This window comes from Aquimarina penaris (assembly GCF_040786285.1).
Classification (GTDB): domain Bacteria; phylum Bacteroidota; class Bacteroidia; order Flavobacteriales; family Flavobacteriaceae; genus Aquimarina.
The window spans coordinates 86,601-113,319 of record NZ_JBFMKQ010000003.1 but is presented as its reverse complement, the minus strand read 5'-3'; the positions used below and the strand labels follow the sequence as shown (position 1 = coordinate 113,319).

Annotated in this window: 28 protein-coding genes; 9 read left to right on the top strand and 19 right to left on the bottom strand. The window is 33.2% G+C overall.

The features are described from left to right. Positions 1-124: 124 nt before the first annotated feature. From ABW637_RS14345 to rpsF, 4 genes are all read right to left on the bottom strand, one after another. On the bottom strand, positions 125-3,343 hold the full coding sequence (locus tag ABW637_RS14345) for a TonB-dependent receptor (RefSeq protein WP_367585401.1): 3,219 nt from the start codon (positions 3,341-3,343) through the stop codon (positions 125-127). Between the two features lie 122 nt (positions 3,344-3,465). Further along, positions 3,466-3,918, bottom strand: a complete 453-nt coding sequence (gene rplI, locus ABW637_RS14340; RefSeq protein WP_367585400.1) for a 50S ribosomal protein L9 — start codon at positions 3,916-3,918, stop codon at positions 3,466-3,468. 16 nt (positions 3,919-3,934) lie between these two features. Then, a complete protein-coding gene (rpsR, locus tag ABW637_RS14335; RefSeq protein WP_201918229.1) occupies positions 3,935-4,234 on the bottom strand; it encodes a 30S ribosomal protein S18 in 300 nt (99 codons plus the stop codon). After that, entirely contained in the window at positions 4,234-4,572 is a 339-nt protein-coding gene (gene rpsF, locus ABW637_RS14330; RefSeq protein WP_027391118.1) for a 30S ribosomal protein S6, read from the bottom strand. The genes rpsR and rpsF overlap by 1 nt, the downstream gene beginning before the upstream one ends. 164 nt (positions 4,573-4,736) lie before the next feature. On the opposite strand from rpsF, the gene ABW637_RS14325 reads away from it, so the two are divergent. Next, positions 4,737-5,450, top strand: a complete 714-nt coding sequence (locus ABW637_RS14325; protein ID WP_367585399.1) for a LytR/AlgR family response regulator transcription factor — start codon at positions 4,737-4,739, stop codon at positions 5,448-5,450. A 69-nt stretch (positions 5,451-5,519) separates the two neighbouring features. Here the strand turns inward: ABW637_RS14325 and priA are convergent, their stop codons facing one another. The 7 genes from priA to nadC form a co-directional block, all read right to left on the bottom strand. Further along, positions 5,520-7,973: a replication restart helicase PriA gene (priA, locus tag ABW637_RS14320; protein ID WP_367585398.1), complete on the bottom strand. Its 2,454-nt coding sequence runs from the start codon at positions 7,971-7,973 to the stop codon at positions 5,520-5,522. Between the two features lie 142 nt (positions 7,974-8,115). Beyond that, the gene (locus tag ABW637_RS14315; protein WP_367585397.1) at positions 8,116-8,682 is read right to left on the bottom strand and encodes a chalcone isomerase family protein; all 567 of its coding nucleotides are present in this window, start codon (positions 8,680-8,682) and stop codon (positions 8,116-8,118) included. 70 nt (positions 8,683-8,752) lie between these two features. After that, the gene (locus ABW637_RS14310) at positions 8,753-9,181 is read right to left on the bottom strand and encodes a DUF2147 domain-containing protein (RefSeq protein WP_367585396.1); all 429 of its coding nucleotides are present in this window, start codon (positions 9,179-9,181) and stop codon (positions 8,753-8,755) included. A gap of 115 nt (positions 9,182-9,296) precedes the next feature. After that, positions 9,297-9,863 carry a chalcone isomerase family protein gene (locus ABW637_RS14305; protein ID WP_367585395.1) on the bottom strand — a complete coding sequence of 189 codons (567 nt, stop codon included), beginning with the start codon at positions 9,861-9,863 and terminating at the stop codon, positions 9,297-9,299. Between the two features lie 166 nt (positions 9,864-10,029). Beyond that, positions 10,030-10,590: a chalcone isomerase family protein gene (locus tag ABW637_RS14300; protein ID WP_367585394.1), complete on the bottom strand. Its 561-nt coding sequence runs from the start codon at positions 10,588-10,590 to the stop codon at positions 10,030-10,032. Between the two features lie 43 nt (positions 10,591-10,633). Then, a complete protein-coding gene (locus ABW637_RS14295; RefSeq protein WP_367585393.1) occupies positions 10,634-11,551 on the bottom strand; it encodes a YihY/virulence factor BrkB family protein in 918 nt (305 codons plus the stop codon). Between the two features lie 3 nt (positions 11,552-11,554). Next, positions 11,555-12,412, bottom strand: coding sequence for a carboxylating nicotinate-nucleotide diphosphorylase (nadC, locus tag ABW637_RS14290; protein WP_367585392.1), 858 nt, complete (start codon positions 12,410-12,412; stop codon positions 11,555-11,557). A 160-nt stretch (positions 12,413-12,572) separates the two neighbouring features. Between nadC and rlmH the strand changes: the two genes are divergently transcribed. After that, on the top strand, positions 12,573-13,046 hold the full coding sequence (gene rlmH, locus ABW637_RS14285; protein WP_367585391.1) for a 23S rRNA (pseudouridine(1915)-N(3))-methyltransferase RlmH: 474 nt from the start codon (positions 12,573-12,575) through the stop codon (positions 13,044-13,046). A gap of 18 nt (positions 13,047-13,064) precedes the next feature. Here the strand turns inward: rlmH and ABW637_RS14280 are convergent, their stop codons facing one another. The 6 genes from ABW637_RS14280 to ABW637_RS14255 form a co-directional block, all read right to left on the bottom strand. Then, positions 13,065-15,947 carry an RICIN domain-containing protein gene (locus ABW637_RS14280; RefSeq protein ID WP_367585390.1) on the bottom strand — a complete coding sequence of 961 codons (2,883 nt, stop codon included), beginning with the start codon at positions 15,945-15,947 and terminating at the stop codon, positions 13,065-13,067. A 152-nt stretch (positions 15,948-16,099) separates the two neighbouring features. Continuing rightward, a complete protein-coding gene (locus ABW637_RS14275) occupies positions 16,100-16,516 on the bottom strand; it encodes a hypothetical protein (RefSeq protein WP_367585389.1) in 417 nt (138 codons plus the stop codon). 26 nt (positions 16,517-16,542) lie between these two features. Beyond that, a complete protein-coding gene (locus tag ABW637_RS14270) occupies positions 16,543-16,983 on the bottom strand; it encodes a hypothetical protein (protein WP_367585388.1) in 441 nt (146 codons plus the stop codon). A 50-nt stretch (positions 16,984-17,033) separates the two neighbouring features. After that, positions 17,034-17,816 carry a CPBP family intramembrane glutamic endopeptidase gene (locus ABW637_RS14265; RefSeq protein WP_367585387.1) on the bottom strand — a complete coding sequence of 261 codons (783 nt, stop codon included), beginning with the start codon at positions 17,814-17,816 and terminating at the stop codon, positions 17,034-17,036. 39 nt (positions 17,817-17,855) lie between these two features. Then, entirely contained in the window at positions 17,856-18,539 is a 684-nt protein-coding gene (locus ABW637_RS14260; RefSeq protein ID WP_367585386.1) for a response regulator transcription factor, read from the bottom strand. 5 nt (positions 18,540-18,544) lie between these two features. Further along, positions 18,545-19,948, bottom strand: a complete 1,404-nt coding sequence (locus ABW637_RS14255) for a sensor histidine kinase (protein WP_367585385.1) — start codon at positions 19,946-19,948, stop codon at positions 18,545-18,547. 250 nt (positions 19,949-20,198) lie between these two features. Between ABW637_RS14255 and ABW637_RS14250 the strand changes: the two genes are divergently transcribed. The 7 genes from ABW637_RS14250 (at position 20,199) to ABW637_RS14220 (ending at position 25,072) form a co-directional block, all read left to right on the top strand. Continuing rightward, positions 20,199-21,101, top strand: a complete 903-nt coding sequence (locus ABW637_RS14250; protein WP_367585384.1) for a geranylgeranylglycerol-phosphate geranylgeranyltransferase — start codon at positions 20,199-20,201, stop codon at positions 21,099-21,101. A 3-nt stretch (positions 21,102-21,104) separates the two neighbouring features. Beyond that, the gene (locus tag ABW637_RS14245; protein WP_367585383.1) at positions 21,105-21,692 is read left to right on the top strand and encodes a Maf-like protein; all 588 of its coding nucleotides are present in this window, start codon (positions 21,105-21,107) and stop codon (positions 21,690-21,692) included. 140 nt (positions 21,693-21,832) lie between these two features. Beyond that, positions 21,833-22,765: a septum formation inhibitor Maf gene (locus tag ABW637_RS14240; protein WP_367585382.1), complete on the top strand. Its 933-nt coding sequence runs from the start codon at positions 21,833-21,835 to the stop codon at positions 22,763-22,765. A gap of 23 nt (positions 22,766-22,788) precedes the next feature. Then, the gene (locus ABW637_RS14235; protein ID WP_367585381.1) at positions 22,789-23,079 is read left to right on the top strand and encodes a 4a-hydroxytetrahydrobiopterin dehydratase; all 291 of its coding nucleotides are present in this window, start codon (positions 22,789-22,791) and stop codon (positions 23,077-23,079) included. 71 nt (positions 23,080-23,150) lie between these two features. Next, positions 23,151-23,876 carry a YebC/PmpR family DNA-binding transcriptional regulator gene (locus tag ABW637_RS14230; protein ID WP_367585380.1) on the top strand — a complete coding sequence of 242 codons (726 nt, stop codon included), beginning with the start codon at positions 23,151-23,153 and terminating at the stop codon, positions 23,874-23,876. Positions 23,877-23,960: 84 nt separating this feature from the next. Then, positions 23,961-24,461 carry a hypothetical protein gene (locus tag ABW637_RS14225; protein WP_367585379.1) on the top strand — a complete coding sequence of 167 codons (501 nt, stop codon included), beginning with the start codon at positions 23,961-23,963 and terminating at the stop codon, positions 24,459-24,461. A gap of 107 nt (positions 24,462-24,568) precedes the next feature. After that, positions 24,569-25,072 carry a hypothetical protein gene (locus tag ABW637_RS14220; RefSeq protein WP_367585378.1) on the top strand — a complete coding sequence of 168 codons (504 nt, stop codon included), beginning with the start codon at positions 24,569-24,571 and terminating at the stop codon, positions 25,070-25,072. Here ABW637_RS14220 and ABW637_RS14215 read toward each other — a convergent pair. Together ABW637_RS14215 and ABW637_RS14210 are read right to left on the bottom strand one after the other, a co-directional pair. Continuing rightward, the gene (locus ABW637_RS14215) at positions 25,069-25,623 is read right to left on the bottom strand and encodes a 1-acyl-sn-glycerol-3-phosphate acyltransferase (protein ID WP_367585377.1); all 555 of its coding nucleotides are present in this window, start codon (positions 25,621-25,623) and stop codon (positions 25,069-25,071) included. The two genes, ABW637_RS14220 and ABW637_RS14215, sit on opposite strands and share 4 nt — an antisense overlap. A gap of 24 nt (positions 25,624-25,647) precedes the next feature. Continuing rightward, on the bottom strand, positions 25,648-26,709 hold the full coding sequence (locus ABW637_RS14210; RefSeq protein WP_367585899.1) for an iron-containing alcohol dehydrogenase family protein: 1,062 nt from the start codon (positions 26,707-26,709) through the stop codon (positions 25,648-25,650). Between the last annotated feature and the right edge of the window lie 10 nt (positions 26,710-26,719).

The following is a 26,719-nucleotide window of genomic DNA, read 5'->3' as shown; positions in this document are numbered from 1 at the left end:
GATGAATTTGAAATAGTATACACAAGCATTTAGCATACATTTTATCTTTATCTAAAAATGCAAAATCTATCTGCCTCCAGAGGCAGATAGATTTTAAACAAATTATAAAAGACTATTGTCTTTTTTAAAAGATGTATCGCAACCCTATTTGTGCTTGCCACCTAGAATCTAAACTAAAGTCGTTAGCAAATGTTCTTGTTTGAGAAGCATCAAAAGTATACACCGGTGTCCCTGTTGTATCTACAGAAACCCCTATAGGCTGATCATTAACAGGAACCTCTATCACTCCCCAATCAGAACTTAACAGGTTACCGAAATTTAAAATATCCAAACTTAACTGTATTGTATTTGTTCTATCCCCTATTTGGAAATCGTAATCCTGTAATAATTTCACATCCCAACGTCCTCTCCAAGGGCTTAATATTGCATACTTTTCTGCATAACTACCCCTGCGATCACTCAAATATTCATCTTGCTGAATATAAGCCTCATACGCTGCTCTCTGCTCTTGCTGCTCGGCACTATTCCCACTAAAATTATATGTTGCCAAATCCTCTTGAGTAGGAATATAAATCAAATCGTTTAATGGCGAACCATCGCCGTTAATATCTCCTGAGTATGTATACGAAAATCTTCCTCCTTGTGCGTATTCATAAAAAGCTCCTATCGATGTTCTCCACTGCTTGTTTTTACCATAACTAAACGCTTTGTTGATTTGCCCAACAATTCTGTGCTTATCACCATATCTTGACGTTGTTTCTACCGCTTGATTCACATTTCCCAACGCCGGATTTCTATCAAAAGCATCACTAGAAATTTCTGCATCTAAAGAACTGGCATCTTTAGCTTCTAAGAAATTATATGCAATACTGGCAAATAATCCATTACTAAAGTTCTTTTGTAATTTAAAGGACCAATTAAAAGAATACCCAACATTAGTATTGGTAAACACATAGGCATTTGTTGGACCTCCAAATTCGTTTAGTGCTCTATCCGAAGGTAAATAGATCTCTCTATTATCTACACCGTTAAGTGTACCCGTTGGTGTCCCCAGTCCAAAATTTCTAACCATTTGTGCATTAACATCTTCTGTATAGATAAGATCTGTAGAAGCTACAATACCATTTTTAAATTTATAATCAACACCTAAACTATTTCTCCATACCTGCGGAAATCGAAAGTTTGGTGCGGTAGTCGTATAGAAAAAGAAATTAGGGTTAGCCACTTGGTTACCTATCCATACAAAAGGAAGACGACCTGTAAAAATACCTGTACCTCCACGTATTTGGAATGTTTTATCTCCTTTTACGTCATAGTTAAAACCAAATCTCGGCGACACTAAAATTTTTCTCGTTGGTAAGTCTAAGCTATTTAACTGGGTTGGTGCTCCATTCTCATCAAAATAGGTGATTCCCGGTTGATAATTACCATCAGGAAACGTCCCTCCGGCCGCTCTTTCTATATTTTCGGCAATTTTATCTTCTGTATCAAAATACAACGGCTGATCTAACCTAAGTCCATACGTAATCGTTAGTTTATCATTCACTTTCCATTTATCCTGAGCATATAGTGCAAATTGCCCAACATTAGTTTCTGCTAATGCCCAACGATCTAATGCATTGTTCGTATCAAAATTGTTTTGTGCATTAGCTAAAGCAGCCGCAATGGTTCCATTATTAATAGCGTCTTCAAAACTTGTTCCTGGTTCTAGAGCAGGGTTTATTCTAACACTTTGAAAAGCATCAAAGAAAGTACTCACAGGTCCCAGACCCAAATCTTCATCTCCTCCAAAATCATACACTCCTAAATTAAAAGAGTTATCAAATTCAAACCGTTCAAAAGTACCTCCAAAAGTAAGAGTATGATCTCCAGTTACTATATTTAAATTATTAGTAACCTGAAACACCTTTTGTTCGAGGCGGTTATTAATCGAAAAAGGTTCATGCCCTGCAACTATATATCTCACGCCATCTTGTTGAATATTAATTGGTGGTGCCGGCGCAGAAAAAGGATCTCTACTATCATCAAAGAAAGTATATCCAGCCTGAAATTTATTACTTATATTACTCTTAAAATTAGAATTTAATTCAACTAAAAAAGAAGTGATCTTGTTATTAATGGTATAACCAGAATTTCTAAACTGTAATGTTGTTAAATCTGGCCCTCTTCGCCCTATAGCTTCAGGATTAGCCGGGAGATCCCTTGACGCATCTAAGAAATTATAAATTAATGCCAAGCGATGATTATCATTAATATTCCAATCTAACTTTAATATTCCCTTTGTAGATTCGGTATCATGCGTATACCCTTCGAATGGTCCTGTTTCATATCCTAATGCACTTAATTGCTGGGATACATAGTCTAAATCTTCTGCAGACACCCTGGACACATTGGCTCCAGTTAATCCTGGTCTCGCTGCCAAAAAGTTTGACCCTAAGTCCTCACGATCATCTCTTTCAAAATTACCAAAGACAAATAATTTGTTTTTAATAATTGGTCCGCCTACACTAACCCCATATTGAGCCTGTGTTAAATCCGGGACAATAATATCATCATCTCCTACTTTGTCACCAGTCATATCCTGATTACGATAGAATCCATATACAGTTCCTTTCCATTGGTTCGTTCCACTCTTCGTAACAGCATTTACCGACGCCCCTGTAAATCCAGCTTGAGTTACATCATATGGCGCTGTAGAAACCTGTATCTGATCAATTGCATCCAAAGAAACTGGTTGCGCATTGGTTTGCCCTCCTGGTGTTGCTGCATCCAGCCCAAATGGATTATTAAAGATCGATCCATCTAAGCTAAAATTATTAAACTGGTCATTTCTTCCACCAAAAGAACCATTGCTAGATGCTGTAGGCTCTAATCGATAAAAATCTGCAGCCGAACGTGTAATTGTAGGCAATGCTTTTAATTCTCTATTACCGATACTTGTTTCTGCGCCTGTTCTTTCGCTACTAAATGTCGTACTCTTATTGGAGGTGATCACAACTTCTTCTAATTGATTATCATCTTCGACCATGACCACATCTAAGTTAAATGTCTGTCCCAATTGAAGGGAGACATCATCAATTAGCTGTTTTTTGAAACCAACATAGCTTATTGTAACCCTATAAGGCCCTCCTACCCTAAGGTTAATAAGATCAAATCGTCCATCAAAGTTAGTTACACCACCATAAGATGTTCCTGTTGGCTGATGAACAGCTGTAACATTTGCCCCTGGAAGTAATTGATTATTATTATCGCGTATGACTCCAGAAATATTTGATGTAGTTACCTGCGCATTAACCGCCATGGCCATCAAAACAAAAATTGAAAATACTATCCGTTTTTTCATATGAAGAGAATATATGTTATAATTGAAGTTATCTTCAAATAAAATTAAAACAAAAAAATCGCTCGAATGAGCGATTTTTTCTATTATTATACACTAGTTATCAACCAGCGATATACTATATATTATTTTGCTTGAGCAACGATCTCAAAAGAAACAGGTGCTTTAACCTCTCTGTGTAATCGAACAGAAGCTTCATATTGACCTAAACGTTTTATAGTTCCACCAGGCACAGTAATAAACTTCTTTTCAATTTCTACACCACCTTTGGCAAAAGCCTCGGCAACATCAGCATTAGAAATAGAACCAAATAATTTGTCTCCAGATCCTACTTTTGCAGAAATTTTAATTTCTAATGCACCAAGTTTTTTAGCCACTTTTTGTGCATCTTCTATTTCTTTCTTCTCTTTAAATCCACGTTGCTTTAATGTCTCAGCAAGTGCTTTTTTTGCAGAAGGAGTTGCTAATAACGCAAGTCCTTGAGGTATTAAATAGTTACGTCCATAACCATTTTTAACTTCTACTACATCGTCTGCGAATCCTAGATTCTCAACGTCTTTCTTTAATATAAGTTCCATAATGTTATGACGAATTTTATTTTAATAAATCACCCACGTAAGGCATTAAAGCTAAATGTCTAGCTCTTTTAACAGCCACACTTACTTTACGTTGGTATTTTAATGAAGTTCCTGTAAGACGACGAGGTAATAATTTACCTTGTTCATTTACAAATGCCATTAAGAAATCAGGATCTTTGTAATCAATATACTTGATTCCCGATTTTTTGAAACGACAATACTTCTTATTTTTCGTTGTATCTATATTAAGAGGAGTAAGATATCTGATCTCTCCGTCTTTTTTTCCTTTAGCTTGTTGTTCTATAGATGACATAATTAAGCTTTTTGTTTGTTTCTATTTCTTCTTTTCTCGGCCCAAGCAATTGCATGCTTGTCAAGGCGAACAGTAAGGTAACGCATTACCCTTTCGTCTCTTCTAAACTCAACCTCTACAGTGTTGATAGCTTCTCCTGGTACAGTGTACTCGAATAAGTGATAAAAACCACTTTTCTTGTGCTGGATTGCATATGCAAGCTTTTTAAGCCCCCAGTCTTCTTTGGATATCATCTTGGCGCCGTTAGAAACAAGAATGTCTTCGTATTTCTTAACTGTTTCCTTTATCTGTTCTTCAGATAAAACGGGATTCAAGATGAAAACAGTTTCATAATGATTCATAAAAAATCTATTTTTAATTAAATTGGCTGCAAAAGTAAGACTATTTTTTCGATTTTCAAACATAAAAATCACCTCGATGAAACACTATTTTTATCGATAAAAAGCCTAAATTGTTTGTGGAAACGATATATATTCATTAATATTGTATTCGGAATATATAACCTATGCAAGTGGAACAATCACAATTAAAATGTGCGGTAGTAGATGATTCTCGCCTTCAAAGACTAGCTATAGTTAAGCTTATAGACGAACATCCGTCACTAGAATTAGTGGCAGAATGGAACAATGCTATTGAAACTAAAAACGGTTTACTTGATACTCAAGTAGACTTATTATTCCTGGATATAGAAATGCCAATACTTACCGGTTTTGACCTTTTGGATGATTTGGAAAACAAACCACACATCATTTTTGTTACCGGAAAAACAAAATACGCATTTAAAGCTTTTGACTATGACGCAGTAGATTATTTAAGAAAACCTCTTAAGAAAGATCGATTTAATGCGGCTGTTGAGAAAGCTCTTAGTATGTCTCGTTTAGGTTCAGAAAGTGCTATCATTGAAGATGATGATTATATTTTTGTAAAAAGTAATCTGAAGAAACGTAAAATCTTTCTAAATCAACTTAAATACGTTGAAGCTCTGGGTGATTATGTAAAACTGATTATGGAAGAAGGAGATCCTATCGTTGTTTTAGCAACTATGAAATCTTTTGAAGCTCAGTTACCAGCCGATCGTTTTTTAAGGATTCATAAGTCGTATATCGTTAACCTGGATAAGGTAGAGCGTTATAATAGTCGTAATATAGAAATTGCTGACGAGAAGATACCTCTTAGTAGACACAAAAAGCATTCATTAATAGAAGCTTTAAATAATTAAAATAGCAAACATAAATTTTGTTACCAAAATAGTATATATAATCCCGCTTATTTAGCGGGATTTTTAATTTTAGTAGTGATCCACATTTATTATTATTCGCACTCCAGAGAACTCTTTAATAGTAGCGAATGAAATCTGTATCTTTTTTATCACCTCTTTAGTTTTTAATAATGATTGGCCTTGAGGTATTTTTACAAGTATATTTTTATGATATTGATTTCTGATTCGTGAAATAGGTGGAAACTCTGGACCAAGTATATTTTCATTAAAAATGTTCTTCAAAGATTTAGCCAACCAATTCATTGCATCATTTACTTTGTTATAATCTTTATGCTTACCTGTTATTTTAATGAGTCTGTAAAAAGGAGGATATTTATACTGATGCCTTTCTTCTATCTGATCTTTGTACATACCCAAGTAGTCATTAACCGACACCTGTTGCAGAATCTGATGAAAGGGATTATAGGTTTGAATCAACACTTTGCCTCTTTTTTTAGTTCTTCCTGCCCTACCCGCTACTTGTTGCATTAATTGAAAACTACGCTCATGCGCTCTAAAATCAGGGAAATTAAGTAAATTATCAGCATTCATTATGCCCACGAGACTCACATTCCTAAAATCCAATCCCTTAGATAACATCTGTGTACCTACCAAAACATCTATTTCACCTTGTTCAAATTGATTTATTATTTTTTCATACCCATACTTACCTCTTGTTGTATCTTGATCCATTCTGCCAATTGCATGTTCTGGAAAAATTTCTTGTAGTTCTTTCTCTATTTGTTCTGTTCCAAAACCTTTTGTCGATAACTCTGTACTACTACAAGCCATGCATTGTTGTAACATAGCCATATTGTATCCGCAATAATGGCACCTTAATTGGTTTCTGTGGTTATGAAAAGTAAGACTAACATCGCAATTAGGACATTGAGGTGAATGACCGCAAGTATTACATTCTATAACAGGAGAATACCCTCTCCTATTTTGAAAAAGAATAACCTGCTCTCCTTCTTTAAGCGCATCTTGGATACTCTTAAGCAGTGTATCACTAAAATGGCCTGTCATTTCCTTTTTTTTGTATTTAGTCTTTATATCTACCAAATTGATTTCTGGCATCAATACATTACCAAACCGTCTGGTTAACTGTACTAATCCATATTTTCCATCTTTAGAGTTATAATAGGTCTCAAGAGCCGGTGTAGCCGAACCTAAAACCACTTTTGCCTGAAACATTTTAGCTAAAACTATGGCCGTATCCCTTGCATGATATCTTGGTGCCGGATCATATTGTTTAAAAGAACTTTCATGTTCTTCGTCTACAATGATTAATCCAAGGTTCGTAAAAGGAAGAAATATAGCTGATCTTGCACCGATAACCACTTGAGCTTTAGATTTTTCATCCTTAACATTATTCCATGCTTCTACTCTTTCATTAACAGAATATTTAGAGTGATATACCGTAAGTTTCTCTCCAAAATACTCCTGCAACCTGGTAATGAGTTGCGTTGTTAAAGCGATCTCTGGCAACAAATACAACACCTGTTTTCCAGCATTAACAACATCCTCTATTAGTTTTACGTAAATTTCTGTTTTTCCTGAAGAAGTAACACCGTGCAACAAACAAACTTCTTTTTCTTTAAAAACTGTTTGTATTTCATTAAAAGCTTGAAATTGATATTCATTAAGCTCTTTGGTATCGGTGCCGGTACTTCCTTCATAATGTATGCGATCTGTTTGCAGAGTATATTCTTGTAGAATCTCTTTATCTACTAAAGCTTTTACTGAAGCTGATGTAGTGTTAGCTACTTTTATCAAATCTGCCGCTTTAATGGGTTTAGCGATTTTTGCTTGTAAAGTAAACAGATGCATTAACACTTCTCTTTGCTTAGGTGCTCGATTCATTGAATCTAGTAAAGATTTTAACGATTCTTCACTCACATAATTAGGGCTAAGTTTTACATATCTAACTAGTTTAGGCTTGTATTGCTCATAAATTTCTTCCTGCACAGTAATTACTTCTTTCTCTAGTAATCTTTTTATTACCGGAAGCACACTTTTCTTACTAACAATATTCATTACTTCTTGTATACGAAGCAAACTCTGATACTGAAGCGCTTCGTAAATCAAGAACTCATCATCTTTTAACAGAGACTCGTCTATAGCAACTTTTTCATTTTTAAGGATTATGGTTTCGCTTTCTAATAAAAATGCACTCGGAAGAGCAGCTCTCATCAATTCGCCTCTGGTACACATATAATACTTAGAAATCCAAGACCAAAGCTCTAATTGTTCATTAGTAACAATCGGTGATTCATCAAGAATATGCTCAATTTCTTTAGCCTCGTATACTTGCGGTGGGTTTTGATGAACTCTGGTTACCAGTGCTGCATATATTTTACTTTTTCCAAATTGCACAGCTACACGCATTCCGGGCTTTAGAAAAACCGCCTCATTTTCATTAATAGAATAGGTAAACTCTTTATCAAGAGGTATAGGAAGAATTACGTCTATAAAATATGGCATTACCAATTACTGAATAGTAGAATAGTTAAGTTTATGAAACAAAAATACAAGTTTAACTGATAGAAAATAGTGTATGTTGACAATAAAAAAGTCCGACATAGATTTTATGTCGGACCGTATTCATATTTTATGTTTAAGGATATTACTTTCCTAGCCCTAACATCCCTCCTTTAATAATTTCACATGCAGGTTCGTTTCCTAACCATATTTTAAACAGTGCGTATTTAAAATCACGTCCTTCAATAAAACCAAGTTCTTTTCCATTTTTATAGGTTTTTATACCTTTTCCTTTGAGATAAACCAAATCATAAAAGTCATTGATTTGCATAGGAGAATTAAAAAGTTTAAGAAAATCTTCTATTCGAGCATCTAAACTTTGCGTATTTCCAAACATAGCATCGTCAAATCCTTTTCTAAAAACTTTAATCATTCTATCATTGGTAACCTTCTTAGATGCAATGTTTAAACGAATAGCCATAGTCTCATCTGAGTCTAATACTTTTTTATCGTCGGCATACTTAGCTTTAGTGTATAACGTACCAGAGTAGGTTTTAAAAGACAAAACTTTTCTCATAGCACCTCCATTAAAGTTTAATTCTTCTCCATCGAAATTAACTTTCTCGGGTACTACTACATCTCCAATTCTTACTTGTGCTATGGTTAAATTAGAGGCAAACAATATAACAATCAGGGTAATTATTTTTTTCATGGTTTAGTTTTTTTTTAAGATTACCCTGGTTTAGTACCAGAAAACTTAAAAAACTAACACTAAAAAAATGTTAAACTTTTAACCATTGTTGAGTTCTATACAAAAAAGCGATGTAACCTCTAACATTTAAGACTTTAGGGTTATCCTCATCGATCCAAATTTTGCAACGATATATTTTTCCGTTTTCGGGGTCTAAAATAGTACCATCCTCATATTCATCGCCATCTTTTTCTAAACCTTTAAGTATTACCATTCCCTCGATTGGTTTATTATGATCACTACCTTTACATTCTTCACATAGGTTTCCTCGTTCTGATTCATCCAAAATACGTGCGATCTTACCATAGAGTTTATCTCCTTTTTTATAGATTTCTACAATAGATCTTTCTTTTCCGGTATTATCATCTATTGTTTTCCACTTACCTACTATTTGATCCTGAGCATTAGCTGTTATCGATAGCAAGAATAATGAAACAAGGAGTACTTTAAAAAAATTCATAGCATTTAGTATTATAATAATTTTTATTTAAGAGGTTTAATATATAAAATTAAAACAAAAAGCTACCTCTTTAGTTAAGATAGCCTTTTGTAATATTTGTTAGTTATAGGACATGTTATTGTATGCCAAGCATTCCTTTTTTGATTCCTTCACTAGCAGGTTCTTCGCCAAGCCATATTTTAAACAACGCGTATTTAAAATCACGCCCTTCTATTATCCCTAGCTCTTTTCCATTTTTAAAGGCCTTCACACCTTTGTCCTTAATATATACAATATCAAAAATGTCATTCTTTACTATAGGCTCTGAAAAGAATCTAATAAATTTATTTATTCTCTCATCAAGTGCTTTTGTATTACCAAACGTAGCTTTGGTAAAACCATCTCTTACCGCTTTGATCATTTTCTTTTGTGTAACAAAGCCTGAAACAATATTTAATTTAATAGCCATAGTTTCATTTGCATCTAATATCACCTTTGGATCATTGCTTTTATTTTGCAAATACAGACCTCCAGCGTACAAATCAATCCATAACATTTCTCTCATACCGGCACCATTAAGTTTTAGATCGGTTTCAGCAAAATTTTCCTCATAAGGTAAAATAGCTTTACCAACTCTAATTTGTGCAGTAGCGGCAGAAAGTGAAATTAATGCCACTAGTACTAAAGTAACTTTTTTGAACATATAATATAATTTATGCGGGGTAATTAATAACTAAGTTTTAAAGTTGCGTAAATATACTATATTTTACTATGCCTGCATAGCAAAAACATATAAAAAATGACGAATTTGTGCTTTTTATCGTTAAAATCATGCCTTTTATCCTATAAAATAAATTTTATAGGTTTTATTAAGATCCTAACATTTCCTTTTTAAGATTTTTATCCGCAGGTTTATTTCCTAACCAAATTCCAAAGAGTGCTTTTTTGAAATCTAACCCTTTAACATATCCTTTTTCTTTACCATCTTTATAGATCACACTTCCTTTTCCTTTTTCATATACAATATCATAAATCTGGTTCACCTCTATTTCGTCTTTAATAAAGCCGATAAATTTTTCTATTCTATCATTTAAAGGAGCTAGGTTTCCGTTTGTAGCTTTTTTAAAGCCATCTCTTAAGGCTCCTGCCATTTTACTTCTAGACATCATACCAGATAAAATATGTAGTTTAATAGCCATAGTTTCATCTGCTTCTGCTATTGCTTTTGCGTCACTACTTTTTTTCTTTAGATATAATCCTCCGGCATAAATATCAAAAAAGAATTTCTCTCGAATACCGGCTCCATTAATCATTAAATCATCACCACTAAATACTACTTTATTAGGCAATGTTGCATCACCAACTTTAGTTTGTGCTTGAAAAGAATTAATGGACATTAAGATAAAAAATAATATGCTAAATTGTTTCATTTTTAAAAAATTATTTAAGTGTTAGTATTAGTATAATTATGTGTCAAAATTTTTTCCTCAATTGGTTCAATGATGCATTAAGCTCGAACCCTAATAATAATAGGTTAGCATTAAGCCATATATACAACATTAATATCAGCATTGCTCCTATCGACCCATACAACTGATTATAATTCGAGAAATTATCGATATAAATCCCAAATAGATAGGTTGTTACTATGATTAACAAAGTGGTCATAAAAGCCCCAGGGGAAAAAAATGTATTCTGTCTTCCTTCTGAGGTGCCAAAATAGAATAATGTAGCAACGATTACAAATATCATAAAAACAAATAATGAATATTTACCAATAGTTAACCAAAAAACTGTATCATCTACTACTCCCATTGTGTTTAAATCATCGACTAAATATGAAAAATATAAAGTTCCTATTACGGTAATTAACAATAACGATGCCACAATAATCGACACCCCTAGTGCAACTATGTATTGTCGTAAAAAATTTCGGTTTAGACTAACATGATACGAATATTCAAAACCAGAAAAGACTGCATTAATCCCATTGGTCATAAATAAAATCGAGAGTACAAATACAGTAGACAATAATCCTCCTCTGGGATTAGAAGCAATATCGTCAAAAATTCCTGAAAAAAAATCTGAAGATTGTTTAGGCAAAGCTCCATTAATAAATTCGAAAAAATTATTTTCGAAATTATCGATAGGCACGTAGGGAATGAGGTTTAAAAGAAATAATAAAAATGGAAACAAGGATAGAAAAAAGCTCCATGATATCGCACTAGCTCTAGCAGAAAAAGTACCTTTTACAATTCCGATAGTATAGATTTCTATTAAATCATATACAGACAACCCTTCGAAACCAGGGAGAATAAGTTTTTTCCCCAGTTTAACTAAAAAATTGATTACAGGAATCTTATTCAGTTTATCTTCTACCGTTTTAGACATATATTATATAGCTTTCAAGCTCAAATCCAGATTATATACCGAATGTGTTAAGGCACCACTACTAATATAATCAACCCCACATTCTGCATATTTTCGTACTGTTTTCTCATTAATCCCTCCACTGGATTCGGTAAGACAAGTAGCGCCTATAAGTGCTACGGCTTTTTTAGTATCATCATAATTAAAATTATCTATCAAAATGCGATATACACCAGGTGTTTTAAGTATTTCTTTAATTTCATTAAGATCACGTGCTTCTACAATGATTTTAAGATCAAGATTATGCTCTACAAGATATTTTTTGGTTTTCTCTATTGCATTAGTAATTCCACCGGCAAAATCAATATGGTTATCTTTTAGCATAATCATATCATATAGAGCAAACCTATGATTTTCTCCTCCGCCTATTTTTACCGCCCATTTTTCTAATGCTCTTATTCCGGGGGTTGTTTTACGAGTGTCGAGTATTTTGGTATTTGTACCTTCTAAAAGTTTAACAAAATGATTTGTTTTTGTTGCTATTGCACTCATACGTTGCATGGCATTAAGAACCAATCGTTCAGCCTTAAGGATTGATTGCGAGCTCCCTGAAACATAGAAAGCTATATCTCCATATTTTACTGGCGTTCCATCCTCTATCTTGACCTCAATTTTCATATTCGGATCTACATAGCTAAATACTTGTTTTGCAAAATCCACTCCAGCAAGAATTCCTTCATCCTTAACTAAAAGCTTAGCCTTTCCTGTTGCTGATTTTGGAATACAAGCCAATGAACTATGATCACCGTCTCCTATGTCTTCGCGAATAGCATTAGCAATGATTAAATCAATTTCTTTATTAAATTGGGCTTCACTAATCATATTGAATGGTTATTTTTGCTAATGTAAAAAAAGAAGTCGGAAGTATGAAGGCTGAAACAAAAATAAGATGTAAAGCCGCTTCATTACTTTATCATTAAGGGTATCCACTCAACAAAAAAAGAAGCTGAATTTTAGCCTCATTACGTATGAAACTAAAAAAATGAATATCAAACTACTTGCCATAGGAAAAACGGACAACAAACAATTAGAAGACCTCATCAATAACTATATCAAGAGATTAGGTTTTTATGTCAAATTCAATTTTGAAGTTATTCCCGACCTAAAAAATGCTAAAAATCTAAGTGAATCGCTACAGAAGGAAAAGGAAGGAAAGTTGATATTAGATAAACTTGAAAATTCTGATGTTTTGATACTATTGGATGAAAATGGAAAACAATATGATTCTGTAGGTTTTTCAAGTCTTTTACAAAAGCATATGAATAGTGGCATCAAAAAATTAATTTTTGTAATAGGTGGTCCTTATGGTTTTAGTCCAGAAGTGTATCATCGAGCAAACGGCAAGCTATCTTTATCCAAAATGACATTTTCTCATCAAATGATTCGCTTGTTTTTTATAGAACAACTCTATAGAGGGTTTACTATATTAAAAAATGAGCCTTATCATCATCGATAAGACTCATCTATTATAGTATTATTTTTTTAATAATGTATGTTGTGTTTTTCCGACAACAGCTACACTATAATATCCGATTTCTAAATCTCTAATCGAAATTGTCTCCTTCTTGTGTTGAGCAATTGATTTTTTTACAACTTTTCCCATAAGATCATAAATTATAATTTCATCCCCCCGTTCTATTCCTGTAAGGCTTACCAATTCTTCTGCTGGATTAGGATACAGTATTACTGCTGTATCTTCATTATTATAATCTACACTGTTATCTTTATTTCTGGCAGAAGGTACAATTTTCCATTTTTGATTATTATTTGAAGGGTTAAAATCCCATAAATGTACGTTAGCATTAAAATTACCTCCTGCTCTATCTAATGCTTTTTGTGGGCAATGCATTGGCATAAGTGCAAATACTCCACTCTCATTAGAGATTACTTTCCATTTTTGATGATTATCATTCGCACTTCGCCAAGACATCACATTTCCACTATTAGTACACTCTGCATTACGAACTTCTAAGTACCTGTTATATGCTTTATCTCTAATGGTATATATGTTATCTCCCAAATGCTTAAAAACCCACCGTTCATTATTATTATTTCCCGGGCTATACATTTTAGCATTGTAATTCTCCCACCATCTGGATGCGATTCTTTGATTAGACTGCGTAGAATTTATATGGTAGGTCCCGTCTGCAATTAATTGTGATAGTTCTACTGTAACCCCAGTGAATTCTACTCTTTGAATAGCATCTTGCCATGTAGTACCTACTGGGCGAATATGTGCTTTATAAAAGTAACCTGAACCGGGTTCTGGTAAACCAGAAAGATTTACAGTCACCGATTTTGTTCCCGTACCTGCAGAAACGCGTTCTACATTTTCGCCTAACCATCTATCGGGAGCCCAAAATTCAACCACGATCTCGCGATCGATTGAAGCCGAATAATCAATAGCAAAAATATAGGAATTTTGCGGTTCTATAATTGAAGGTGGATTATTAAATGCAATCTCATCATATATCGAATTCGCTACAGTAACACCTGTAAATTCTGTTCTAAAAATCGCTTCTTGCCATGTTGTTCCTACCGGGCGGATGTATGCCTTATAAAAATAACCAGAACCTGGTTCTGGTAAACTAGAAAGATTTACAGTCACCGATTTTGTTCCTGTACCTGTAGAAACACGTTCTACATTTTCGCCCAACCATCTATCCGGAGCCCAAAATTCTACCACAATTTCACGATCAATTGTAGCCGAATAATCTATATCAAAAATATATGCGTTCTGCGGTTCGATATCTGCAGATGGATTTCTAAATGCAACTTCATCATTTATGGCGTTAGACACTGTAACTCCGGTGAATTCTACTCTATGAATTGCTTCTTGCCAGGTAGTTCCTACTGGACGTATATACGCCTTATAAAAGTATCCCGCACCAACTTCTGGGGGATTCGAAAGGTTAACTGTTATAGATTTTGCTCCCGATCCTTTACTCACACGTTCTACATTTTCTCCCAACCATCTATCTGGTGCCCAAAACTCAACAACAATTTCACGATCAACGGCAGCAGTATAATCAATAGTAAATGTATATGAATTTAAAGGCTCTATTGTATTAGAAGCATTGTTAAAAGCAACTTCATCAATAATTTCTTCTCCAGCATTATCACTTATATTTTTGATAATAGTTCCCATTCTATTTCTCTCATTAGAAGAACTTCTATCTGTCCAGGACCAAACCAATGAACCTGCCCATTTTCTATTGACAAGGGTAGTTCCTAAGTCTGTGGCACGAATAGTTGCTAAATTATGATCGTTATCACCACCTTGCTGACCAAAAAATAAATCATCTGGATAATACTCCCCGATGATTGCTTGCTTATCAATCTTATTAACATCATAAGTATTATGAAAAGGTGATCCTTTAGAACGTGCCCAGTTATAATAATGGATGTTATAAAAATCTAAATATCCATCCTGATCATTCCCTTGAAACTGAAGGTTTGCATCAGAGTAGGCATTCCAAAATCCGTTTGAACTGTCTTCAACACTAGTAAGAAACCCTAAAGCTCCGTTAGTTATTTTTACAGCAGGTTGTGCTTTTCTAATCGCTCCCGCAGTTTTATTTACGAAACGCTGGATATTAGCCATGGTAATCCTTTCTTTAAATCCTGGCCAATGACCTGCATACTCGTTGGTCATTCCTTCTGGTTCATTAAAAATTTCCCATGCAAATAGAGCGGGATGATTACCAACAGAATTTACAAGAGGCAATAAAGCATTATTAATATAAGCATTCATATACTCATCCTGAGTAAGTAGTTTTTTATTGGCAGAAGCATCTACTCCCCATTGATCCTTAAGCATATCAAAAGACCATAAGCAGATTTGCACTTTAAGCCCTTTACTCTGCGCCAAATCTAAAATAGCTTTAACATCTTCATGAAAAAAGTTAGGATTACGTTTTACTTTTTGATTATTGTCAAAAATCGGGTTGGTAGAACCATTGGTATGATACCACCATCGCACTACATTACCCCCTTGATTTTTAACAAAATCCATTACCTCTCCAAACTTATTAAGATCGGGATGGTATTGATTACTAGAAAAGAAGGGATCTACTCCAACATCTCTTCCGTATTCTATCCAGGCAAGATTAATTCCATTTACAAATGAAACACCTCCTACAGATCTGGATGTTTTTTTTGTCTCTTTCAAAGGTTGTCTATCGTTCTGATTATCTTTTTGAAAATGTTTCTTAAGATACTTTAAATTGATTTGATCTTGATTGATTTTTTGAAAATTCTCTTTGTAATTGGGATTATTAGTCCATGGTTTCTGAGATCTTTGCGCAAAGGTTTGCAAAGAAAAAATTAAGCATAAGAGTGCTATGAATTTTTTCATTTTACGAGTTTGTTATGGTTAGTTACTTCATAACGTATATTTCATAAAATATTTCAATTTATGTCGTCTTACATTTTTTTTAAAACGTAAAAAAGCATCAAATTACGGATTACACATAACTCAATGCTTTTTTACCAATAATAGGCTACAAATTACTCTTTTACAATGTCTTTTAGATCACTAAAGATGTCTATAAAATCTTCTACAAGATCGGCAGATATACGTTTCTTATCTATATATACATCAAGTTTTCCATTTTTCAATTTTACGGTATGTCCCACGCTACCTTTAACAGTATAGACCCAAGTATATCCGGAACCATTTTTTGTCATTTTGGTTTGTAATTGTTCTTTTAGATACTTCTTTAATTTTTCTGTTTTTGATGTTGGAAAACTAGCGTTCAAAGTATACAAATCATCATTGTTTGTTATTGAAATGTTTACCTTATAATTCTTATCTCCAGGTTCATCATTAGAATAACTAATAGAAACCTTAGGGTTCGATGTTTTTTGAGCATTTCCCATGCAAATGGAAAAAAGCAAGCTTATTATGCAGATAACTGTTTTCATATTTTTCATTTTTTGATGATGATTGATTATTTTTCCTTTTTTGAAGTCAATGATTTGAGCTCTTTACCCATCTGTATAAACTTTTTAAGTAATTTATCAGATGCTAATTCTTTATTTACATTAATTCGCAATCGATTTTCTTTAAGTCGTACTTCATACATTTCTTCTTTCTCAACTTCTTTTCTCCATACATATGTTTCAGAGTCTATTCGCATATTCTCTTTTCCAAACTGATCAATGAGATATAATTTCACATCATTTTGTAACGACTCTAAGAATTTAATTTTTATCCTAAAAAAGTCATCCATATCAATTATTGCAAAAGATCGATAGTAATCTTTCTCATCATCGGTAACACTTACCGTTACCTTAGTAGATGAATTAGAAGTTGTTGTGGTCGTTGTTTGTGCTTTGGCTGAAAGTAAGCCTAAAATTAAGCTTACTAATATTAAAACTAATGCTTTCATAATTGTTCGTTTTTTTTAATTCTCGAATTTTCGAAAAGGATTGATGATGATTATTGTACTGGACTTAGTTTAGCTTTTTTGGTAAGTAGTAACCCGTAAGCAAAACAGGGTAATATTATGAGTATAATTAATACACTATTGATAAGAGAATCTTCTTCTACAATTTTATTAAAATCCATAGGAATTCCAACATTATCTAGCTTGGCTGCAAAATCAATAAGAGCGTGTAGAATTGCGATTCCGAACATATTGTTAGTTCTTAGTAAAATCCCTCCGAACATAACTCCCAGAAAAGTTGCAAATCCAACCTGTGTTAATTCGCCATAGATTCCTTTATCGAAGTTTATAAGGTGCAATAACCCAAAGATGAATGCGGATCCTACTACAGCAAAAACAGTATTTCTTTTTGTGTTTTTAGATATTTTGATCAAATAGGATTGTAAAAAACCTCTAAGTAAAAGCTCTTCAGAAAATCCAATAGAGAGTACGTATACAAGAAATAGGGCAAAGTTTACCCCATTAGAGTCTTGAATTTCATCTAAATTCATGAAATTTATAAGAACTACATAAAGAGGAAATATTAATAATAACCAATTCTTAGTTTTTAAGTTTCCAATTCCGGCGAGATTTGACAATTTGAATTTCTTAATTAGTATAAGAGCACCTATTATCAATCCAATATTTACCATAAGCCGTAAACCTATACCTTCTGCATAAGTATCAAACCCTTGATTAAACAAAGCTTCGTGAATTTGATCTCTACTAAGTAAAATAAGCGATAATACAATAGTAAATAGACTTACTACAACTAATGGTTTATTCATTTTCTTCATAACGTTCGTTTTTTGATTGATGATTGATTTTGATTGATGTTAATCTTCTATTCTAAAAATAAGACCTACTCCTCTTACGCTTTCTATAGTGATATGCTGATCTTGCTTAAAATACTTTCTTAATCTACTAATAAATACATCCATACTTCTACCAGAGAAAAAATCATCATTACCCCAAACATCTCTAAGCAAATCTTCTCTCTTTATCATGCTGTTTTTATGCTCCCATAAGTATTGTATCAAGATGGCTTCCTTTTCGGTTAAACGTTGAGCTTCTTTTTTAAATTTTAACTGATGATTTGTAGGCTCAAAACAATAATTCCCGATGGTAATCACTTCTTCTTTATTGGGTAGAAATTTTCCTGTTCTTTTTAAAATATTTTGAAGTCTCAGCACTAAAATATCAGCTTCAAAAGGTTTTACGATATAATCGTCGGCTCCTAACTTTAGACCTCGTATCCTGTCTTCTTTCATTTTCTTAGCAGTAAGAAAAACAAAAGGGATTTCTGGTTTAATTTCAATTACCTTTTCTGCAAGTGTAAAACCATCCATTTTTGGCATCATGACGTCGAATACACATATATCAAAATTATTTTCATTAAGGCTCTTTAGAGCTTCTTCTCCATTTTTTACCCAGGTTACAGCGTACTCATGAAGCTCTAAATATTGTTTTAGAATACTTCCGAAATCAAAATCATCTTCTGCTAATAATATATATTTCATTGCCATTAAATTATGGGTAAGGTTATAATAATTGTGGTTCCGACATCAGGTTTACTATCAATCTTAATGGCTCCATGATGGGCATTAACAATTTGATTCGCATAAAATAATCCCAAGCCCAAACCTTTTACTTCATGTACATCTCCTGTTGTAACTCTATAAAATTTTTCAAAAACCTTATGATATTCCTTTTCTGGAATCCCAACACCATTATCCTGAATTGAAACCTCATACACATTATTCTTAAGTGCTGTTCTTAGACTAATTTCTATTTTTTCTTTACCATACTTTACTGCATTTTCTAAAACATTAAGAAGTGCAGTTGTAAATAGAAATTTATCGATATTAAGATTGACTTCTTTATGTTCTATCATAGTATTTACATCAACTTCTCTATCCTTAACAGATAGCTTAAAGTCTTCTATAACTTCTGTGAAATATGGTGTATCAGAAACATTTTCTTTAGACAAAACAATGTCTTCTGAACCTAACGCATTATTCATAACCTGATCAATGAGTTTTTGTAATCGATTATTTTGTCTATCTAAAACATCTAATGCATTAGAAAATGATGATGATGAATCTTGAATTTTTTTATTTCTTAAACTTTTAGATGCTATACTTAGGGTTGCTAAGGGAGTTTTTAGCTCATGCGTAATATTATTAATAAAGTCATTGCGCACATCGGCTATTTTCTTCTGTCTAATCAAAGTTTTTATAGCATAAAAGAGTAAAACCACAACAAACAACAATAGTAGTATAGAAAACATAAAAAGGCTAATCATTTGGCCAAAGACAATGCGTTTCCAGCCAATTATATTTATAGTATCTTGTGTTTTAACTTCAATATTTAATGTCGTTTTAAAAGCTTCATTATGATCAGTTTGATTATCTTCATAATCATGTTCTGTAAACCATCGAGCTTTGCTAATTAAAATACCTTCTGGATCAGGAAAATCTTCTCCGAACAAAAAATAACTCTTACTTTTCTTGTTAGAAAATATAGTATCTCGAATATCATTATCATACAAAACAATACTCTGTATTGTCTTTTTATATTTTAATCCATAGTCTAGATTAACTTTGTTGATCTCTCTTGTATAATACTCCTTAAAAACAGTATTCAATGAATCCGTAAATGGCCTAAACTTAGTAATCACATCCTTTTTTAGATATTTATTCTTTTTATACTCTACTAAGTTTTCTGCTAATAGACTATACCATAACTCTGCAAGGGAATCCATCTCTTTAGTATTGTCAAATTTTGAAACAGATTTCTTAGTTTCTTTAATAAAGACATCTTTTTTTAATTGATACGTATTAAAAATCAAATACCCCTGAATACCAGACAATGCCAATAAGGTCAAGACAGAAGTAATAATAAGGATATTTATTTTTTGTTTTTTCATAATAACATTACAATAGTATAGCTAAGTTGTTTTCGAGATTATGCCTTAATAACCATTCGCTTTTTGATTGATGATATGATCAAATGTAAAATAAACGATTGTAGATAGTGCATAAATTAGAATCGTTAACCCACTGTTAACCTTTATATTCTCCAAAACTACTATAAATAGGTGTTTTGAAGGTGAATGTTAATACTGCAGAAATTGGTATTAATTATTACATTTGTTTCCAAATTAACCGAAGACTTCTATGCTACCCTATTTAAAGCTTATAAAATTTGACAATTTACTTGTTATTGCTCTTGCTCAATTATGTATTAAATATGGCCTTTTTGAGCCTTTTGGTGTAGCCATTACATTAAATGGTTTTGGTATTAGTTTGCTTATAATTGCAACAATGTGTATTGCAGCAGCGGGCAATATTATTATCGAAATCTATAATCGGACGGGGGCTAATTCAAAAAGTTCGATGAACAAAGAAATCTCAGAAAAATCTGCCAATAAGTTATTTATCACTCTTAATGTTATTGGAGTTTTAATCGGGTTTTATTTATCCAACCAAATAGGAAGACCAGGTTTTGCAGCGCTATTTGTTATAATTTCTGGCCTGTTTTATATTTATGCTTCATATTTGAAAGAGATTCTTGTTCTCAAAAATATAATCATTGGTTTACTAGTGGCACTAAGTCTAATCGTAGTGGGTGTTTTTGATTTATTACCAGCAATAACAGAAAAAAACAGAGACTCACAGACTGTTATTTTTTCTATCATATTGGATTATTCGATTTTCGCTTTTATGATCGTCATACTTAGAGAACTCATCAAAGACAGTATACATGTCGATAGAGATCATAATATTGGCATTAAGACTGTACCTATTGCCCTAGGTAAAGACCGTACAATAAAGCTAATTGGTATAGCAACTATACTACCAATTGCTGCAGTAGTGTATTATATCTACACCTATCTTTTTTCGAATAGTACTGCAGTACTTTTTGTGTTGGCTCTAATTATAGCTCCGTTGCTTTATTTTATGATTAAAAGTTTTTCTGTAGACTCTACCAAACAGCTAAAACAGCTACAATTCATTTTAAAGATAATTCTAATCATAGCATCAATATCATTATTATTTTATCAGTTTATTTTAAAATAAATTATGTTAAACAATTTTCTAAAGGATTACACGATCGTTCTTGCTTCTGGATCACCGAGAAGGCAACAGTTTTTTAAAGATTTAGCTTTAGACTTTACTATTCAAGTAAAAGAAATCGATGAGGTATATCCCGATCATTTAGAAGCTGAAGAAATTTCTGACTACCTGGCAAAACTTAAAGCTAGTGTTTTTACAAATTTAAAACCAAAGGATATTTTAATAACCAGCGATACTATTGTTTGGCATAAAAATAAAGCGTTGGGGAAACCAAAAAGCAATAAAGAAGCTATAAAAATGATAACATCATTATCAGATGATACTCATGAAGTTATCACTTCGGTATGTTTTAAGACTACAAAACAAACCTGGATCGTTAATCACAACACCAAGGTAACTTTTAAAAAACTCTCTGCAGAAGAAATTGAATATTATGTAAACACGTATACGCCATTAGATAAGGCCGGGGCCTATGGTATACAGGAGTGGATTGGTTTTATAGGAATATCCTCTATAGAAGGCAGTTATTTTAATGTAATGGGATTACCTACTCATCTTGTTTACGAAACGTTAATGACAATTGCTACGCCATAGGTTTATTGTAATTTAGCGGGACTCTATTTTGGAATATCCTGTGTAAAGTAAATTCTAAAATAATACGTTGAACAAACCATACTGTATAGTTAGGATGCATTATTACAACCCGTTCAACCTTCATTTTAAAAGTAAACACCATGAAAAAGTCATTCATATTATTTGTAATTCTAGGGATATTAGTCATTATAGCCTGCGGTAATATCAAAGCAGATGAGCCCTCTAAAACAAACACAGAAAATACATTAGAGAACACCGAACCTACTAAGGAACTTTCAGAAAATTTTAAAAAATATTGGTACGCGGGAGAGGCAGAAATAACCTCATATCAATTAGAACAAGCCCGGTATGGTGAAATAAGAAAAGGAACTGCGGTTCTAATTTATGTTACCGAAGATTTCTTACCAAAAAAGCAAGTCAAAGCAGATTATCAAAACAATACGAATGTGCCCGTATTAAAATTAAATGCAACCAAAAAATTTAATACCGGCATCTACCCGTATTCTATTATGCAAAGTACTTTCTATCCGGTGGCAGATAACCAACACGCTATAAAAATATCAAGTTCGATGCAAGAATGGTGTGGCCATGTATATGCACAACTTAATAATAGAAATCGATTTGAAGTCATGTCGCATTCTTATTTTGAAAATGAAGCCGATCAGGAATTTTCGTTGGATAAAGCTATTTTAGAAAACGAGCTTTGGACAAAAATCAGAATTGATCCAGAGGGTTTACCAAAAGGAAATATTAAGATAATCCCTTCTTTTGAGTATAGCAGGTTGCGACATAAAGAAATTAAGGCATACTCTGCCACCGCTACGCTAGAAAAACAAAATAACACGACTATCTTTACGCTACAATACCCAGAGCTTAAAAGAACGGTTAGCATTACTTTTAACAGTAAATTCCCTCATGAAATTGAAAGCTGGACAGAGACTTTTATAAGCGGTTTTGGCTCTAATGCAAAGGAGCTTACAACAAAAGCAACCAAAATAAAGCAGATCAAATCTGCTTACTGGGGAAAAAACAACAATAAAGATGAGGTGCTAAGAGAAGAACTAGGATTATAACAATACACATTAATACACAAACAATGATAAAATTATCAGAATCAGAAATCCAAGAAAAACTAAAAGAGGTAGATGGTTGGGAATATCATGACAATGCCATCCACACTACTTTCGAGTTTAATGATTTTAAAGATGCCTTTTCGGTGATGACCCGTATTGCTTTTGAAGCTGAGGCCCAGCAGCATCATCCAGATTGGTCTAATGTATACAATAAATTGCAAATTAGCTTATCCACTCATGATGCAGGAGGAATCACCGAAAATGATTTTAACCTCGCCAAAACTATTGATCATATAATTGAAGGCGAAGAATAAATTCTGATGAATTCGGTTTGTTAAAAAAATGCATTCTACTTATGTTTGTATTCAGATTTTAAATTTAGCATATGGGAAGAGCTTTCGAATTCAGAAAAGCACGTAAGATGAAACGTTGGTCAGCAATGGCTAAAGCGTTTACTCGAATAGGTAAAGATATTGTGATGGCGGTAAAAGAAGGTGGACCCGATCCTACTTCTAATTCGCGCCTTAGAGCAGTGATCCAGAATGCCAAGTCTGTGAACATGCCCAAAGACAATATCGAGAGAGCCATCAAAAAAGCCTCTGATAAAGAACAAGGAGACTACAAGGAAGTTCTTTTTGAAGGGTATGCTCCCCACGGAATTGCGATCTTGGTAGAAACTGCAACAGACAATAATAACAGAACCGTTGCCAACATTAGATCTTATTTTAATAAATGTGAAGGAAACTTAGGAACATCTGGTTCTGTTGAATTCATGTTCGATCATACTTGTAACTTCAGAATAAATGGAGAAGGCATTGATCCTGAAGAACTAGAGCTTGAATTTATCGATTTTGGAGCCGAAGAAGTATTTCAGGATGACGATGGGATCTTAATTTATGCACCATTTGGAAGTTTTGGAGCTATCCAAAAAGAATTAGAAAGTCGTGAAATAGAAATTTTATCTTCTGGTTTTGAACGTATCCCTCAGGTTACCAAGAAAATAACTCCAGAACAAGCTGCAGATGTAGAAAAACTTTTAGAGAAAATAGAAGAAGACGATGATGTGCAGAATGTATATCATACTATGGAAGAATCATCTTCAGAGGAATAAAAGCTCTTATTAATTTTTGATAAAAACAATCTGACATATTTTTTTATAATATATTTGCGCCTTTAAAACCCTTAATCAATTATTATGAAAAAATTTATTTATTTATTTAGCCTACTTTCTGTCGTTACTTTTTCTTCATGTTCAAGTGATGATGATGGTGCAGTTGCTGCTAACACCGGAAGTATTACTCTTGATGGAAAACAAGTAACTATTACATCTGCTGTTCTTGAAGACTTTGGTGCAGATACAACACACCACAATATCGATTTTACACTTAGCGGTTCTGATGGTACAACTACTACTGAAGTATATTTAGAATTATTTTCTCCTTCAGACGGAACTGGTTTTAAACCAGGTACCTTTAATTTTGTTGCCGGTGGAACTCAACCAGAAGCTGGAACTTTTTATTTTTCTGCTGCAGAAGTAGTTGTAGGAGACGATCCAACTATTTTCGCTACTGGTGGGCAAGTAGTCGTTGCTGGTTCTGGAAATACATATAATGTAGCCGCAAATCTTACGCTTTCAAACGAAACGACTTTAACCTTAAACTACTCAGGAGCATTTGCTGCATTTCCTGGTCTATAATAAAATAACATACATTCGTGTGTATAACAAAAAGAGTTTAGCTATGCTAAGCTCTTTTTTTGTTATCTTCAGTATATAAAACCGACTACATACGAAACACCCTTGGTATGAAAAACCTATTCATTGTCCTTACACTTCTTTTAAGCAGTATATCCTATGCTCAGCAGATGAACAACAATACGCTTCGAGAAATTATATATAAAAAAGCAGATACAGTAGGAGGAGTATCTGGGAATTGGAAATTTATATACAAACAAGTCCCTATGCTTTGTGTAACCGATGAAACCAATAATAGAATGAGAATCATTTCACCTATCACAGAATCTGATAATCTTGATAAAGATTTATTACTGGATTCTATGACGGCGAATTTTCATTCGGCTCTTGATGTAAAATATGCTATCTCTAATGGTATTTTATGGTCTGTATACATCCATCCACTAAAAGAGCTGACCAATGAACAAGCAGAAAATGCAATTTCTCAGGTATATTATGCTGCTAAAACCTTTGGCACTACTTTTTCTAGTACCGAATTAATTTTTGGAGGTGGGAATGCAAATCAAGAAAAATCAAAGGACAAAATCAAAGAAGAAAAAATACACAAGTTTTAATCAACATCAAAACTGTACTCGCGAACTTTACCTTTAACCCCCTTAAAGAAAGCGTACATAAATTTAAAATCCTCTTCAATATTATCTGTAGGATAAAATGGTGCTGAAATTTTATTTTGTTTTTTCCCGAAATCGAAAGTAACCATAATAATAGGAACTCCAGCGGCTTTTGCTATATGATAAAAACCCGTTTTCCATTCCTTTACTTTTTTTCTAGTCCCTTCGGGTGCAATGGTAAGACGTAATTCGTCTCTTTTCTTAAACAATTCTGCAATAGCATCAACTTTATTCTGTCCAGGAGTACGATCAAGCGGAATCCCTCCAACCTTTTTAAAATACCATCCAAAAGGCCATTTAAAAAGTTCTTTTTTAGCCATAAAGCTAATTTTAATATTTGCTACTTGTCTTATAAACAAACCAATATAGAAATCATGCCAACTAGTATGAGGTACTGCAACAACAACACATTTTTTTATATCATCTGCATTGAAATCTCCAATAATTTTCCATCCCAAGATTTTATAATACACAAAAGTCCATAAACGCTTCATAAAAATATCTGTTGAGATTTGTATTTACAAAGAGCGATAAATCTCTTTTAACTTGTTCGCATTTATTTTTGATTTCCAATTAGGACCTAATGCATTTTCCCACAAAGGCTCTAATCCAAGCGCAACTGTTGTCATAATGTTTAATTGCTCTTCAGTAACATTAGCACAAACTCCCGTAGGTAAAGTAATCTCATGGTATTCTTTCATTTTTTTGAACACTTCTACTCCTTCAGGATAGTACTCCCCTAATTTATCAAATACTATACAATTTCCAATTCCATGCTTAGTCCCTAAAACATAGGCCAATCCATAGCTCATTGCATGTGCAACACCTACCTGAGAATATGCGATACTCATCCCGCCATGCCAAGATGCCATCATTAATTTAGCATCGGATTCTTCTTTAGTTATATTATTTTCAAGAAAAATCTCATTACACAGATCTAATGCTTTTTCGCCATAACTTTGGCTGAAAGCATTTAAATATGTACCATCTAATGATTCGACACAATGGATATAACAATCCATTCCTGTATAAAACCATTGATCTTTTGGAACATCTTTTATAAGTTCTGGATCAAGGATAACCTGATCAAATGGGGTATAATCAGAATTAATTCCTAGTTTGCGCTCTGGCCCTGTGAGTACTGTAGTACGCGATACCTCGGCACCTGTTCCTGAAATTGTTGGTATACCTACATGATAAACCGCTTTATTTTTAACTAAGTCCCAACCTTGATATTCTGATGCACTACCTGAATTGGTTAACATAATAGCAACGGCCTTTGAAAGATCGAGTATTGAACCTCCACCTATTCCCACAATCCCACTAGGAATAAACTGATAATCCTTTTTAAGTTTAGAAACTATATTGTCAACCTGCACTGTTTTAGGTTCTTCTGCCGTAGAAATATAAATTATTTCATCGGTTGAGGATAATGGTATTCTATCTTCAATAAAAGAAGTATTGTTTTCAAAAACATTATCTATCAAATAAATAAATGGCGCAATACCATTTCTTTTATCAGAAAGAATCCCTCCAATTTGATTAAAACATCCTTTTCCAAATACAACTTTTGGAACCATTGGAAAATTT